Source organism: Streptomyces sp. NPDC028991 (genome assembly GCF_055564775.1).
Genome location: NZ_JBVHVP010000003.1, coordinates 35775 through 50440, shown reverse-complemented (window position 1 = coordinate 50440; position 14666 = coordinate 35775). Strand labels below are relative to the sequence as shown.

At 71.4% G+C, this 14666-nt stretch carries 9 protein-coding genes; 1 reads left to right on the top strand and 8 read right to left on the bottom strand.

The annotated features are described in order from the left end of the window. Positions 1 to 49: 49 nt before the first annotated feature. From ACZ4V1_RS07950 to ACZ4V1_RS07935, 4 genes are read right to left on the bottom strand one after another with little or no spacing between them, the layout of a single operon-like run. The gene (locus ACZ4V1_RS07950) at positions 50 to 1405 is read right to left on the bottom strand and encodes a GH1 family beta-glucosidase (protein ID WP_468331080.1); all 1356 of its coding nucleotides are present in this window, start codon (positions 1403 to 1405) and stop codon (positions 50 to 52) included. Positions 1406 to 1461: 56 nt separating this feature from the next. Further along, a complete protein-coding gene (locus ACZ4V1_RS07945) occupies positions 1462 to 2301 on the bottom strand; it encodes a carbohydrate ABC transporter permease (protein WP_468332288.1) in 840 nt (279 codons plus the stop codon). Between the two features lie 28 nt (positions 2302 to 2329). Beyond that, positions 2330 to 3325 (bottom strand): carbohydrate ABC transporter permease, encoded by a 996-nt coding sequence (locus ACZ4V1_RS07940; protein WP_468331077.1) that lies wholly within the window; start codon positions 3323 to 3325, stop codon positions 2330 to 2332. A gap of 14 nt (positions 3326 to 3339) precedes the next feature. Continuing rightward, on the bottom strand, positions 3340 to 4656 hold the full coding sequence (locus ACZ4V1_RS07935) for an ABC transporter substrate-binding protein (RefSeq protein WP_468331074.1): 1317 nt from the start codon (positions 4654 to 4656) through the stop codon (positions 3340 to 3342). Between the two features lie 183 nt (positions 4657 to 4839). Between ACZ4V1_RS07935 and ACZ4V1_RS07930 the strand changes: the two genes are divergently transcribed. Continuing rightward, on the top strand, positions 4840 to 6162 hold the full coding sequence (locus tag ACZ4V1_RS07930; protein WP_468331071.1) for an ROK family protein: 1323 nt from the start codon (positions 4840 to 4842) through the stop codon (positions 6160 to 6162). Positions 6163 to 6299: 137 nt separating this feature from the next. Here the strand turns inward: ACZ4V1_RS07930 and ACZ4V1_RS07925 are convergent, their stop codons facing one another. The 4 genes from ACZ4V1_RS07925 to ACZ4V1_RS07910 form a co-directional block, all read right to left on the bottom strand. Then, positions 6300 to 8732, bottom strand: coding sequence for a glycoside hydrolase family 3 protein (locus ACZ4V1_RS07925; RefSeq protein ID WP_468331068.1), 2433 nt, complete (start codon positions 8730 to 8732; stop codon positions 6300 to 6302). 177 nt (positions 8733 to 8909) lie between these two features. After that, entirely contained in the window at positions 8910 to 9989 is a 1080-nt protein-coding gene (locus ACZ4V1_RS07920; RefSeq protein ID WP_468331065.1) for a DUF1996 domain-containing protein, read from the bottom strand. Between the two features lie 68 nt (positions 9990 to 10057). Beyond that, on the bottom strand, positions 10058 to 12223 hold the full coding sequence (locus tag ACZ4V1_RS07915) for a discoidin domain-containing protein (RefSeq protein ID WP_468331062.1): 2166 nt from the start codon (positions 12221 to 12223) through the stop codon (positions 10058 to 10060). A gap of 150 nt (positions 12224 to 12373) precedes the next feature. Next, positions 12374 to 14569 (bottom strand): discoidin domain-containing protein, encoded by a 2196-nt coding sequence (locus tag ACZ4V1_RS07910; RefSeq protein ID WP_468331059.1) that lies wholly within the window; start codon positions 14567 to 14569, stop codon positions 12374 to 12376. Positions 14570 to 14666 lie beyond the last annotated feature (97 nt).

The following is a 14666-nucleotide window of genomic DNA, read 5'->3' as shown; positions in this document are numbered from 1 at the left end:
CGGGCGTGCCCTCGCGGCAGCCGGCGACAGGACACCGGGTGCGGCGCGGTCAGGCGTGGGAGTCCCGGTGGGCACGGATGATCTCCGCGTACCGCAGGCCGCTCGTCTTGACGGTCCGGGCCTGGGTCGCGTAGTCGACGTGGACGAGACCGAAGCGCTTGTCGTAGCCGTAGGCCCACTCGAAGTTGTCGAGGAGGGACCAGGCGTAGTAGCCGGCCAGCGGCACCCCCTTGCGGACCGCCCGGGCGCAGGCGTTCACGTGCTGCTCGAGGTAGCGGGCGCGGTCGGGATCGTGGACGGCGCCGCCGGGCGAGACGGTGTCCGGGAAGGCGGAGCCGTTCTCGGTGACGTACAGCTTGCGGACTCCGTAGTCGTCGGTCAGCCGCAGCAGCAGCGCCTCCAGGCCCCCGGCGTCGACCTGCCAGTCCATGCCGGTGCGCGGTACGTCGGGCAGCCGGACCTCGCGGGCGTACGGGACGGGGCCCCGGGGGTCGTCGGTGACGGTCGCCGGGAAGTAGTAGTTGAGGCCGTGCCAGTCGAGGGGCGCGGCGATCGTGTCCAGGTCGCCGGGCTGCTCCGGCAGGTCCACGCCGTACAGGTCCCGCATGTCGGCGGGGAAACCGCGGCCGTACACGGGGTCGAGCCACCAGCGGTTGGTGTGGCCGTCCATGCGGGTGGCCGCCGCGATGTCCTCCGGGCGGGTCGAGGCGGCCTCGACGGGGGAGTGGTTGGTGACGAGGCCGACCTGCGCCCCCGGGGCCGCCGCGCGGATGGCCCGGGTGGCGAGGCCGTGGGCGAGCAGCAGGTGGTACGAGGCGTGCACGGCGGCGGTCAGGTCGGTCAGGCCGGGTGCCATGCGGCCTTCCAGGTGGCCGATCCAGCCGGAGCAGAGCGGTTCGTTGAGGGTGGCCCACTGGGTGACGCGGTCGCCGAGCCGGGCGGCGACGACGGAGGCGTAGTCGGCGAGGTGTTCGGCGGTGTCGCGTACGGTCCAGCCGCCGCGGTCCTGGAGGGTCTGGGGGAGGTCCCAGTGGTAGAGGGTGATGTTGGGCGAGATGCCGGCGTCGAGCAGGGCGTCGACGAGGCGGTCGTAGAAGTCGAGGCCGGCCGCGTTGACCGGTCCGTCACCGGCGGGCAGCACACGGGGCCAGGCGACGGACATGCGGTAGGCGTCGGTGCCGAGCCGCTTCATCAGGGCGATGTCCTCGGGCCACCGGTGGTAGTGGTCGCAGGCCACGTCGCCGTGGTCGTCGCCCGCGACCTTGCCCGGGGTGTGGGAGAAGGTGTCCCAGATCGACGGTGCCCGGCCGTCCTCGGTGGCGGCGCCCTCGATCTGGTAGGCGGAGGTGGCCGTGCCCCAGGTGAAGTCGGTGGGGAAGGCGGCGAGGTCGAGCGATTCGGACACAGAGAGCCTCTCTGGGGTGGGCGGATGGGAAGGGGGTGCCGTCGGCGGCCCGGCGGCTACTTGACGGCGCCGGCGGTGAGGCCGGCGACGAGGTAGCGCTGGAGGAGCAGGAAGCCGGCGACGACGGGCAGGCTGACGACGAGTGAGGCGGCCATGACCTGGTTCCAGTACACGTCGTTCTGGGTGGCGTAGCCCTGCAGTCCGACGGCGAGGGTGCGGGTGGTCTCGTTGGTCATGACGGAGGCGAAGAGGACCTCGCCCCAGGCGGTCATGAACGCGTAGACGGCGACGGCGACGATGCCGGGGATCGCGGCGGGCACGATGACCCGGAACAGAGCGCCGAGCGGCCCGCAGCCGTCCACCTTGGCCGCTTCGTCGAGGTCCCTGGGCACCGAGTCGAAGTAACCGATCAGCATCCAGATGGAGAAGGGCAGCGAGAAGGTGAGGTAGGTGAGGATCAGGCCGCCGCGGGAGCCGAAGAGCGCGATGCCGGTGGCGTTGCCGATGTTGACGTAGATGAGGAACAGCGGCAGCAGGAACAGGATGCCGGGGAACATCTGGGTCGACAGCACCGTCACCGTGAAGACGCGCTTGCCGCGGAAGGAGTAGCGGCTGACCGCGTAGGCGGCGAACACGGCGACGGTGACGGAGCAGACGGTCGCCGCCCCGGCCACGATCAGCGAGTTCACGAAGTAGTCCGCCAGCGGAACCGTGTCCCAGATGTCGAAGTACGGGCGGACGGTGAGGCCCGACGGGATCCATGCGAACTTCCCCGAGACGTCCTCCAGCGGCTTCAGCGAGCTGGAGACCATCACGTACACCGGCAGCAGCACGAAGACGGTGAGGAGGGTCAGGAAGATCCGCCGGCTCCACAGGAAGGACCGCGGTGCGGCCATCGGGGACCGGGGCCGGCGGACGGCTGGGCTAGGCATCGGTGGCCTTCCTTCCTCGGGAGGTGAACCGGAGGTAGACGCCCGTCACCACGAGAAGGAACAGGAGCAGCAGCACCGACATCGCGGAGCCCGTCCCGAAGTTCCAGGTCTGGAACGAGGACTGGTAGATGTGGATGGAGATCAGGTCCGCGGCCTCCGGGGCCGCCTTGCCGAACAGGACGAAGGGGGTGTTGAAGTCGTTGAAGGTCCACAGGAACAGCACCAGGACGAGGACCTGGTTGACGGGACGCAGTGCCGGCAGGGTGATGCGGCGGACCTGCTGCCAGACGCCGGCGCCGTCGAGGGCGGCGGCCTCGTAGATGTCCCTCGGGATGTTCTGGAGCCCGGCCATGATGATGAGGAAGGCGAAGGGCCAGCCCTTCCACACCGAGACGACGAGCAGGGCGATGAAGCTGTTCTCGCCGATCAGCCAGAACGGGGGACTGGCGGTGAGGCCGAGCTGGTCGTGCAGCACGTGGTTCACCAGGCCGTTGTCCCGCTGGAACATGAACGACCAGGTGATGACGGCGGCGTAGACGGGCAGTGCGTACGGGACGAGGAAGAGCGTGCGCAGGACGCCCCGGCCGCGGAAGGTCTCCTGCATGAAGATCGCCGCGGCGACTCCGAGCAGCCAGCACAGGCCGACCGAGAGCACGGTGAACAGGCAGGTGGTGAGGAACGAACTCAGCAGCGCCTCGCCGACGGGTGCGTCGAAGTCGACCGCCAGGGAGTAGTTGTCGAGGCCGGCCCAGGGAGCGGTGCCCCAGTCGCGGATGTAGAACTGGGTCAGCTCCTTGAAGCTGACGACGATGCCGATCACCATCGGCACGAGGTGGACCAGTAGTTCCAGCAGCAGTGCGGGGAGCAGCAGCAGGTACGGCAGTCCGACGCGGCGCAGCCGTCCGGGGCGGCGTCTGCGCGGCGCCGCCCCGGGGTCCTTCTTCCGCGCCGTCCGCTCGCCTGCGCTGAGGGCAGCGGTGGTGGTCATGTCGGTGTCCGTGCTCACTTCTTGGGCATCTGCTGCTGGGCCTTCTCGAGCTTGGCCCGCACCGACTCGGTGGTCACCGCACGGCCGGCGGCGGCGTCGGCGAAGAGTTCCTTGACGGCGGTGCCGACGACGGTCTCGAACTGCGACTCTTCGGGGACCTGCGGCAGCGCGGTGGCGCTGGTGGCGAGGGTCTCCCGGAGCACGGTGAGCGCCGGGGCGTCGAAGGCCGGGTCCTGCTGGGCGGCCTTGACCGGCGGGATGGAACCGTACGCCTTGTTCAGGATGACCTGCTCCTCGTCGCTGGTCATGAACTTCACGAACTTCTTGGCGCCGTCGATGTTCTCGGTGTTCTTGAAGACGGCCATGTTGATGCCGGCGACCATGGAGTTGGTGGCCCGGCCCGGGCCGGGCTCGCCGGACTGCACGGGGGCCGGGGCGACGCCCCACTCGTCCTCGTTCATGCCCTGCGACTCGAAGGTGGCCGACGCGGTCTGCCACAGCACCATGGCCGTCTTGTCCTTGGCGAAGTCGCTCAGGGACTGGTTCTGCGCGTACTCGGCGTTGCCCGGTGCGACGATCTTGTCCTTGGCCATCAGGTCGACGTACTGCTTCACCGCCGCCACGGCGCCGTCGGAGGTGAAGTCCGCTTCGCCGTCCGCGGTGAAGAAGTCCGCGCCGTGCTGCTTGGCGAGGACGAAGACCTGGTGGATGTTGTTCGACAGGTTGGCGCCCTCGGCGCCGAGGCCCCACTTGCCGTCCTCGGAGAGCTTCCTGCCGGTCTCGGCCAGCTCCTCCCAGGTCGCCGGCGGCTTCTCGATGCCGGCGTCGGCGAACATCTTCTTGTTGTAATAGAGCGCGTAGGCCATGGAGTACAGCGGTACGGCGGCCGGGTCCCGGTCCTGGGCGCCGGTGGAGCCGAGCGCGGACTCGACGAAGCGGTCCCTGCCGCCGATCGCCTCGAAGTTCTCCGCGTCCCAGGGCAGCAGGGCTCCGCCGGCCTGGAGCGAGGCGCTCCAGGTGTTGCCGATGTTGAGGACGTCCGGGCCCTGCCCGGAGGTGGTGGCGGTGAGGATGCGGTTGAGGAGGTCCGACCACGGCACCACCTCCAGCTTCACCTCGATGCCCGTCTCCTTCTCGAACTTGTCGAGCTCCGGCTGGAGGACCTTCTTGTCCACCTCCACGCTCGCGCCCTGGTTGGAGGCCCAGTAGGTGAGTGTCTTCGGCTGCTCGTTGGAACCTTCGGTGCCGGACGAGCCCCCGCCGCAGGCCGCCGCGGTGAGGGCGAACGAGAGGGTGATGGCGCCGACGGCTGCGGCTCTGATTCTGCGCATGACTCCAGAGGCCTTCCGGGAGGTGACGAGATCGCTCGTGGCGGCGGGCCGGGGCAGCGCGCCCCGCGCCCCCTGAAGCCCCCACGGCTTAATTTAGGATGTGAGTTAAGCTTCAGGTGAAGGGCGCGTCAAGGGCTCGGCCGCAGGCAAGTTGCGGTGACGACTTCGGAACGAGGGGACCGGGTGAAAGTGCGCAGTGGCCGTACAGTGCGTGACCTGCGGCGGGAGAACCGCACCGCCGTATTGCAACGGTTGTATTTCGACGGGCCGCTCAGCCGGTTCTCTCTGGGGCCCGCCACCGGACTGAGTTCGGGCTCGGTGAGCAACGTGGTCTCCGAACTGGTCGCCGAAGGACTGGTGGAGGAGGCCGGCAGCGTCGACTCGGCCGGCGGCCGGCCCCGCACGCTGCTGCGCGTCAGCGCGCGGAGCGGTTACCTGATCGGCGTCGACATTGGTGAGACCCGGGTGCGGATCGAACTCCTCGACCTCGCCCTCACCGAATTGGCGCGGGCCGAGAAACCGCTGGAGACCGACGGCCCGAACCGCCTCGACCGCTACGACGTCGGCGTCGTCGTGACACACCTGCGCGAGGGCATCCGCGAGGTGCTGGAGCAGGCAGGCATCGCGGCGGAGCGGCTGCTCGGCGTCGGAATCGGAGTGCCGGGCATCGTCGCCGGGACCCCGCAGGACGGCGCCGTCGTGCACGGCCAGACGATCGGCTGGGACGCCGTCCCCCTGGAGCGGCTGCTGCGCGCGTCCCGGATCCTGCCCGAGACCGTGCCCTACTACATCGACAACGGCGCCAAGACGCTGGGCCAGGCGGAGATGTGGTTCGGGGCAGGCCGGGGCGCGCAGAGCGTGGCGGTGGTGCTCTTCGGCTCCGGCGTCGGCGCCTGCGTCGTCGGTGACGACATGGGCCCGGCCCGGGCCGTGGAATGGGGGCATCTGACGGTGCGGGTGCGCGGGCGCCGGTGCCGCTGCGGCGCCCAGGGCTGTCTGGAGGCGTACGCGGGAGCCGAGGCGCTGCTCCAACGCTGGGCGGAGGCGGGCGGACGGCCCCCCGCGGGTGTGGACGAGGAGACCGCGCTCACCGCGATGCTCGCGGCCGCGTACCCGGATCCGGACGCGCCGGGAGCCGGCCCGGAACCCGATGCCACCGCCCTCGCCGTCCTCGAGGAGACCGCCGAGTACCTCGGCGCCGGGTTCTCCGACCTGATCAACCTCTTCCAGCCCGAACGCATCCTGGTCGGTGGCTGGGCCGGACTGCAGCTCGGACGGCGCTTCCTGGACTCGGTGACGGCCCACGCCACCTCGCACGCCCTCGCCTACCCCGCCGCCCGCGTCCGCATCGACCTCGGCACCCTGGGACCGGACGCCGTCACCGTGGGCGCCGCGGTCCTGCCGCTCGCCGGCTTCTTCGCGCGTGGCGGCCGACCGGAGGAGGCCGGACCGGTGGAACGGGACCCGGCGTGGCGCACGGCCCTGCGGGAGCGCTCGGCGCGGTGAGCGATGCCCGCCGCCCGGGAGTTCCCCACGGCACGGCACGGCACGGGCCATGGCCGGCGCGGCGACCCCGGCCACGCTCCGCCTGGACCGCCCCACCCGTCAGGGCCCCACCCGTCAGGGGCGGGCCGCCCCCTCCGTCAGGGGCCGCTGACCGTCACCCTCCCCTCCCACCGCGTGTCCCCCGCCGACCTGCCCACCATGAGCCGGTAGGCGCCGGGCTCCGTGGCCCAGCCGTGGTCCGTCTCCGACCAGTGCCGCAAGGCGCGCGGGCCCACCACCACCTCGGCGCTTGCCGTCCCGCCCGCTTCCGCCCGGAGAGCCGCGTATCCGGCGAACCAGCGCACCGGACGCTCCACCGCCGAATCGGGGCGGGCCAGGTAGACCTGTACGACCTCGCGCCCGGCGCGGGGACCGGTGTTGCGCACCGTCACCCGAACCGTGAACGGCTCGCCCGCCGCGACGTGCGCGGGAGCCTGCACGGCCGCGTACTCCCACGTCGTGTAGCCGAGTCCGTGGCCGAACCAGTAGGCGGGCTCGCCTCCCGCTCGCAGCCACGCCCGGTGGCCGATGTGCAGCCCCTCCGCGTAGTCGAGCCGGCCGTCGACCGGCCGGGTACGGGTGACCGGCGCGTCCGCCAGGGACGTCGCCCACGTGGTGGGGAGCCGGCCGCCGGGTTCGGTGAGGCCGAACAGGACGTCGGCCAGCCCGGCGCCGGCCTCCTGACCCGGGAACCACGTCAGCAGCACGGCGCCCGCTTCCCGGTGCCAGGGCAGTTCGACCGGACCGCCGCTGTTGACGACCACGACCGTGCGCGGATTCGCGGCGGCCACCGCGCGGACCAGCTCGTCCTGGTGCCCCCCGAGCGACAGTCCGGCGCGGTCGTACCCTTCGGTCTCGCCGTGCTCGGTGGTGCCGACGACCACGATCGCCGCGTCGGCGACCCGGGCGGCCCGCACCGCGTCCTCCAACGCGGTCGCCGGGTCCGGTTCCGGCGGCGCCGCGGCGACGACGGTGGCGCGTCCGCGGCCGGGCACCAGTTCGCGCCGGGCCACCACGCGCACGGGCCGCTCGGCGGTCAGTACCGTCCGCGCCGTGCGCAGGGGCGGGTTGACGTGGACGACGGCCGGGTCGTCCGTGTCACCGGGGAACTCACCGTCCAGCAGCGTGCGGTCGTCGACGGTGAGCGTCATGCGACCGAAGCCCCCGACACCGAACGTCCACTCTCCCGACCGGCGGGGACGCAGCACCGCGCCGATCTCCACGGTGTGGGCGCCGGGGGGCAGGTCCGGCTCCAGCTGCCGGCCCGAGAGCCGGTGCTCCGCGTACAGCTCCCGCCCCGCCGAGTCCAGCACCCGCAGGAGCACGCCTGGGGCACCCGATTCCGGGTCGGTGCACCGGTCGGCGTCGAGGGGGACGGGCGGGGCCCCCGGTGCCGGACCGGGCTCGTACACCACCCGGGCCCGCCCCCGCAGCCGGGCCCCGATGCCCGCCAGCGGGGTGACCACGTCGGAGCAGAAGACGCCCGCGCTGCCGCCGCCCTGGACGCGCGGGGAAGCGGCGTGCACGCCGACGACCGCGACGGTGGACAGCCCGGCGGGGTCGAGCGGGAGCACGGCTCTGTTGCGCAGCAGGACCGAACCGGCACTGACGGCGCGGCGCAGCAGCGCCCGGTGGTCGCGGTATGCCGTCGGCGGCACCCGACGGGGGCGCCGCGGTTCCAGCGCACCCACCCGGCCGGCGAGCCGGAGCAGCCGTCGCACCTTCTCGTCGACCGCCGCCTCGGCGACCAGACCGTCCTTCACCGCCCGCACCAGCGAGGCGCCCCAGGGACTGTCCGGGCCCGGCATCGCCAGGTCGAGGGCGGCGCGACCGGTTTCCTCGGTGGTGCGCACGGCCGCCCAGTCCGAGACGGCCACCCCGTCGAACCCCCATTCACCCTTGAGGGGTTCCGCCAGGAGCGGGCTGGCCGTCATGGTCGTGCCGCCGACGGCGTTGTAGCCGGCCATGACCAGCCACACCCCGGCCTCGACGGCTGCCTCGAAGGGCGCGAGGTACACCTCCCGCAGAGTGCGTTCGGACATCCGGACGTCGACGGTCAGCCGGTCGGTCTCGGAGTCGTTGCCGACGTAGTGCTTCGCGGTGGCCGCGACCCCGAGGGTCTGAACGCCCCGGATCAGCGCGGCCCCGGTGCGGCCGGTCAGTTCCGGGTCCTCGGAGAAGCACTCGAAGTGCCGGCCGCCCAGCGGGCTCCGGTGGAGGTTGAGGGTGGGAGCCAGTACCACATCGACGCCCTTGCGGGCGGCCTCGGCGGCGAGCAGGCCCCCGAGCCGCTCCACCAGGTCCTCGTCCCACATCGCGCCCAGGGCGGAGGCGGAGGGCAGCAGGACCGACGTGCGCCGCTCGTCCCATGCCTCCCCGCGCACCCCGGCGGGTCCGTCCGACGTCACCATCTCCCGCAGCCCGATCCCGGGCTCCCCGGCGGTGCGCCAGGTCGTCGTCCCGGTGAGCAGGCGCACCTTCTGCTCGAGGCTCAGCCCGCCGATGAGCCGGTCGAGTGTCTCGTCGTCCATTTCCCGCCCACTCCTTCCCCCTCCACCCTGTGGAGGTGCTCCGAAAGCCGCTCGGTGCGCTTCTCCTTCTCCCGGCAAGACCCTCGGGCCACCGGCGGACGGAGGACCGCGGGCGGCGGAAGGGGCCCGGCGGCACCCGCGCCGAGCGGATGGCCGGGCCCCTGGGAACCGTTCGGGTCAGGGCAGCCGGTGGTCCTCGTTCAGCACCGCGCCGCGCTCCGGGTGGTTCTGGTCGTAGCCGCGCGTGTCGCACTGGAGGCCGCCGACGAGGCAGTGGTCGACCAGCGCCTTGAGGGTCCGCTCCTCCCAGGCGTTGAAGAAGTCGTAGTGGAAGGAGTAGCCGCGTCCACTGGCCAGGCGGACGTCGCTCATGTCGCCGTTGACCGGGAAGGCCATCTTGAACTCGATCATCGGCAGGGCGACCGGGTGGGACGCCGGACACATGTTGTCGTTGGTGCCGGGTTTGACGACCGGGTAGGCCATGTGGCTCTTGTGGTCGGGGGTGTCGAGGTACTTGCCGTCCCAGCAACTGGGCGCCTGGAAACGGATGTTGAGCTGGACGTCGGGCCGGCTCGGGCAGCTCGCCGGGAAGTCGACGTTGAAGAAGCTGTCACCGCACTCCCAGCCCTCGACGAAGCCCTTGTGGCCGCGGAACTCCTGGGCGCTCTGCATGGGGCTGCCGACGACGTACCGCAGCCCCTTGGGGAAGGGCCGCACGCTGGTGTAGTCGGTGACACCGGCCTTGTAGTAGATGACCTGCGGCCCGACGGGGAGGATCTTCTCGTCCCCCTTGTACAGGGACGGCATCCAGTAAGCGGAGGCGTCGGCCGGTGCGAGACAGGTGGTGTCGCCGCCGTAGAGGCTCGCCGTCGTGCTGCCGGCGTTCGTCGACGTGTTGCCCATGAAGGTGTGGTCGTGGGACTTGCCCGGCTGCCCCGGGTACACGATCGGGTCGTCCGGCGCGGTGTGCGTGACGGCGCAGTTGGCCTGGAACTCCTTGTGGTAGCGCGGTGGCGGGGTGGCCTCGGACGGGGTCACGCCGGTGACCGGGGGAACGGCCGGTATGTATCCGTCGCCGTCGGGATCGTCGGCGGACGCCTGGATCGACACCGCCGTCGGGTGCCCGGTGTGGGCGCCTGCCGAGGCGGCCGGGGCGCCGCCGGGACCGGCCGCCGTGGCGACGGTGCCGACGCCGAGCACGCTTGCGACGAGTGCGGTGCCGAGCAGCAGCGCGGGGAGTTTCGAACGTGGTCTCATGGGGCCTCCTGCCCGCCGAGGTGCCGAGTGGGGGTGGTGCGGAGGGCGCCGCCGGACGCCCTCCGCCGTCAGCTGTAGATGCCGAACTCGTGCAGCGAGTAGCCCCAGCCGGTGCCACGCGCCGTCAGGTGCAGCCGCACGTGCCGCGCGGTCTGAGCGACGTCGATGGTGTCGATGTCACCGTTGCCGGCGGTCGTGGTGTGGACCGTGCGCCAGGTGGTGCCGTTGTCCGAGACCTGTACGTTGTAGGACTTGGCGTAGGCGGGGTCCCATACGAGCTGGAGTTCGCGGATGGGGGTGGCGGCGCCGAGGTCGACCTGGATCCACTGCGGGTCGCTCCAGTCGCTGGCCCAGCGCGTGTCCGCCCTGCCGTCCGTCGCCTTGGCGGGTTCACACGGGCAGTCGCCGTACGACGGCTGGAAGGAGGACGCGGTGGTGGGCTTGTTCAGCGCCACGTTCGTGCCGGTGACCGGCGGGGCGACGACCTTGACCGACTTGGTCTCGATGCCGGCGTTGCCGCGGCCGTCCTCGGCCTGGATGTACACCTTCCACACGCCGAGCTTCTCCGGGGCCCGCACGGCGAAGGTGCCGTTGCCGGTGGGCCGCCACTCGGCCTCCACCAACCGCTTGTCACCGCTCGCGTAGTTGCCGCTGAGGAAGACCTTGTACGAGATCGGGTCGCCGTCGGGGTCGCGCACGTCGGCGCGGACGGTGAACTCCTCGCCTGCCGCGGCCGACGAGGCGGGGGAGACGGCCATGTTCGTGATGACGGGCGGGGTGTTGTCACCGCTGGTCGATCCGCTGTACGCCTTCTTGACGGCGTAGTAGGACAGCCGCTTCAGCCCGTCCGGCACGAGGTTGAACCAGACGCCGCCGAAGTCGTGCTCGACGCCGTAGTGGAAGAGGGTGGCGCCCAGCGCGACGCCCTGATGGCCGGTGACGCAGTCCCAGGCCTTGCTGTACCCCTCGGCCTTCTGCACGTCGGTCGGCTCGTCGGGGACGCCGTTGGCGTCGTCGGGCACCTCCCACTCACCGGCCGGGCCGCCCTCGGTGATGATGTACGGCTTGGTGTAGCCGCCCTCCTCCCAGTCCTCCTGGACGCCGCAGATGTCGCCGTAGGAGTTCATCGAGTACAGGTCGAGGTCGGGCGCGTTGCGCTGGTAGTACGGCCAGGCTCCCGTCCAGGCGTCGGTGGAGGTGACGGGGTGGTCGGGATCGATGCCGTGGATCTTCTTGGCGACGTCGTTGACGAAGCCGGTGTAGGCGTTGCGCTGCGCCTCCAGCTCGGCCCCGCTGTAGCAGTTCTGCAGGCCGAGGACCGACTCGTTGCCGACGTTCCACATGAGGGTCGCCGGGTGGCTCTTGTACGCCTCCACCCACTTGGCGAACTCGGTGAGCATGTCGTTCTTGTACGTCGTGTCGGTGACGTAGTTGACGCAGCCACCGGAGCCGGGCCCGCCGCCTGGTTGCAGCCAGAAGCCGTTGACGACCCGGATGCCGTTCGCGGCGGCGCTGTCGAGCAGTGGCTTGGTGCCTCCGTCAGTGCCCCAGGTGCGGATCGTGTTGACGCCCATGGACTTCACGTCGGGCATGTACTTCGGGGCGTCCGCGATGGCGGGGCCCCAGGTCAGGCCCTTGACCGTGTACGGCTGGCCGCCGACGGTCAGCTGCCAGTCCCCCTGGGAGCCGGTGACCTCCACGGCTCCGGTGGCGGGCGGTGTGCCGTCCGTGGTCCCGTACACCTGGAACTCCCACAGGGAGTAGCCGTAGCCGCCGGACCGCTCGGTGCCCAGCATGCGCGCGTAGCGGCCGGACCCGGAGACGGCGACCTCGTCCGTGCCGCCGTCACCGTCGGTCACGGTCTTGAGGGTCCGCCAGTCCGTGCCGTTGTCGGACGCCTGGATCTGATAGCCCTTGCCGTACGCGCCCTCCCAGGTCAGCACGGTACGGCTGAGGTCGGCCCGCTGTCCGAGGTCGACCTGGAACCACTGGGAGTCGCTCCACTGGCTGGCCCAGCGGGTGCCGGTGAGATTGCCGTCGACGGCCGCCGAGGGGGCGTATCCGTCGCCTTCCTGGGACGAGGCGGTGGCGGGCCTGCCCTGGGAGAGCAGGGTCTCCGCGGCCTGGGCGGGCGGGGCGGCGAGGGCGAGCGACGACGCCACCAGTGCGCCGAGGGCGAGCAGGGGGACGGCGCGGCGGCCGCCTGGTCTGCGGTACGGGAGTGCTGGGGACACATCTGCTCCTGGCGGGTCGGGGAGAGCCGGCGGGGTGAGGTGGTGGGAGCCGACGGGCGGGGTGGTGGGAGCACCGCGTGACGGCCCCTCCGGGCCGGGGCGCGGGAACGTCGTGCGGCCCGGAGGGGAGTTGTGACCGATGGGGTCCGGTCAGGGGTAGGACACGACGGTGGACGGTACGGTCGTGGTGCCGGCGGGCACCGTGGAGGCGCCGGTGTCGTTGATGACGTGGTTGTAGTGGCCCATGCCGCCGAGCGAGACCACGAGGAGGCTGTGGAACCTCACTCCCGGTTTGACGGGCGCCTTGAAGCCGTGGTCCTGGCGGATGCCCGGATCGACGTTGTAGTTGCAGTAGCTGCCCAGGCCCCACGCCTCATGGGTGTCCACCGAGTCGTCGACCCGGTAGGCGGCGTACCCCTTCGTCGCGCCGTTCTGGATGGCGGCCTGGTTCGGGGCGTCGTACGCCTTCTCGTTCTGGTAGAAGATCGTCCGGCCGCGCTCGCCGTACCACTCGACGTCGTACTTGTTGAAGTGCTCGACGAACAGTCCGGTGGCCAGGACGTCGTCGCCGTTGACACGGACGCCGTAGTCGGCCCGGTTGGTCTCCCAGCCGACGCCCTCGCCGTGATCGGCCCGCCACACCCAGGTGTGGTCGATGATCGTGTCGTGGCTGTTGACCACCATGCTGGTGGTCGCCTTGCCGGCCCCGGCACCGCCGATGCGGATGTAGACGTCCTGCACGGTGGTGGGGTTGGCCGCGTGGTCGGCGGACGCGCCCTGCTGCCCGATCTCCAGCAGGGTCGGGGAGTTGACCGGCCCGGCGTCGATGAGGAAGCCGGCGAGCCGCACCCCGTCGACGTCGGCGACCTTCATGGCGGTCACCCCGTTGTCCGGGATGATCGTGGCGAGGCCGAGGCCGAGCACGATGGTGTCGGCCCGGTTGACGTTGATGGTCTGGTCGACGTGGTAGACGCCGGGGGTGAAGAGCAGGTGCAGGCCCTGGGCGAGGGCGGCGTTGATGGTGGCGGCGGTGGCGCCGGGCTTGACGACGTAGAACCGGTCCAGCGGGACCGACTCGCCCTGCGGGGTGCCGTTCGCCCAGGTGGTGCCGCGGGCGTTGGTGCGCTTGGCGGGGGCGAAGACCTTGTACTCGTCGCCGTCCAGGTAGAGGAAGGGCTTCTCGCGGGAGATCGGGGTCGTGTCGAGCGTGGTGTAGCGGGGCTCGGGGAAGCTGGTGGCGGGAGCGCCCTCGACACCCGAGAAGGTCTGGTTCCACACGCTGTTGGACCAGCCGCCGATCGAGCTGTCGCGGGTGTACCACTGCTGCTGCGAGTAGTTGCCGACCTGGCCGTCGATCTTGCTGTCGGCGATGTAGCCGCCGCTGGCCCAGCCGTAGCCGTTGGGCGCCAGGTTGAGGCCGCCCTTGACGTGCATCCGGCGGAAGGAGGCGGCCTGCGAGACCGCCCACCGGTTGGTGCCGCTGACCGGATTCACGGCGAGGTTCTCCGCGCCGCGCCAGAAGTTCTGGGTGGCGTTGCCGTTGAACCACCCGGCGTCGACGGTGATGTCACCGTTGATCGTCGTGTCGTCGGGGCGCAGGCCGAGACCGAGGATCTGGGTGTAGAAGCCGATCTGGGCGTTGAGGTTGCCGTAGGTGCCCGGTTTGAAGAGGAAGGCGTGCCGGCCGGAGCCGAACTGCGCCGACTCCTGCTCCTCGAAGACCTGGTCCAGCTTGGCCTGGATGCCGGGCGTGGACGGATCGAAGACGTGCACGTTCGGGCCGAGGTCGCCGCCGCCCGGGATGGCCGGGCCGGGGTCGTCGCCGTAGGTGCCGTACACCTTGAACTCCCAGAGGGAGTAGCCGTACCCGGTGGCGCGGGCGGTGCCGAGCACGCGGACGTACCGGGCGGTGCCGGAGACGGTCACGCTCTCCGTGCCGCCGGCGCCGGTGGTGGTGGAGTAGGCCGTCGACCAGTCGGTGCCGTTCTGGGAGGTCTCGACGCGGTAGGACTTGGCGTAGGCCGCCTCCCAGCGCAGTTCGACCCGGCTGAGGGAGGCGGGGGCGCCGAGGTCGACGCGGATCCACTGCGGGTCGGCGGCGGCGCTGGACCAGCGGGTGCCGTCGTCGCCGTCGACGGCCGCGGTCGCCGGGGTGCCGTGGTGCTCCTGGCTGGAGGCGGTGACCGGCTTGCCCTGGGACAACAGCACCGGCGCGGCCTGGGCCCGCGTGGCGGGGACGACGGCGAGCAGTGCCGCGGCCAGGGCGGTGACCAGGACGCCGACGAGCCCGCGGCGTCCGGGTCTGCGCGGCACCGGCACCGCCGGGAGTATGCCGACAGTGGGCATGGAGAGCCTCCTTGACACGGAATGGATGGGAGAGCGCTCTCCGGAACCTTGCCTGCCCCGCCCGTCGCGGTCAAGGTTCCTAACACGGCTTTTCTTT

Bases quoted from the DNA above. Each gene is read 5' to 3' on its own strand.
- ACZ4V1_RS07945 (WP_468332288.1), bottom strand. From the start codon at position 2,301: ATGGCCGCACCGCGGTCCTTCCTGTGGAGCCGGCGGATCTTCCTGACC.
- ACZ4V1_RS07940 (WP_468331077.1), bottom strand. From the start codon at position 3,325: ATGACCACCACCGCTGCCCTCAGCGCAGGCGAGCGGACGGCGCGGAAG.
- ACZ4V1_RS07935 (WP_468331074.1), bottom strand. From the start codon at position 4,656: ATGCGCAGAATCAGAGCCGCAGCCGTCGGCGCCATCACCCTCTCGTTC.
- ACZ4V1_RS07925 (WP_468331068.1), bottom strand. From the start codon at position 8,732: ATGGACGACGAGACACTCGACCGGCTCATCGGCGGGCTGAGCCTCGAG.
- ACZ4V1_RS07920 (WP_468331065.1), bottom strand. From the start codon at position 9,989: ATGAGACCACGTTCGAAACTCCCCGCGCTGCTGCTCGGCACCGCACTC.
- ACZ4V1_RS07910 (WP_468331059.1), bottom strand. From the start codon at position 14,569: ATGCCCACTGTCGGCATACTCCCGGCGGTGCCGGTGCCGCGCAGACCC.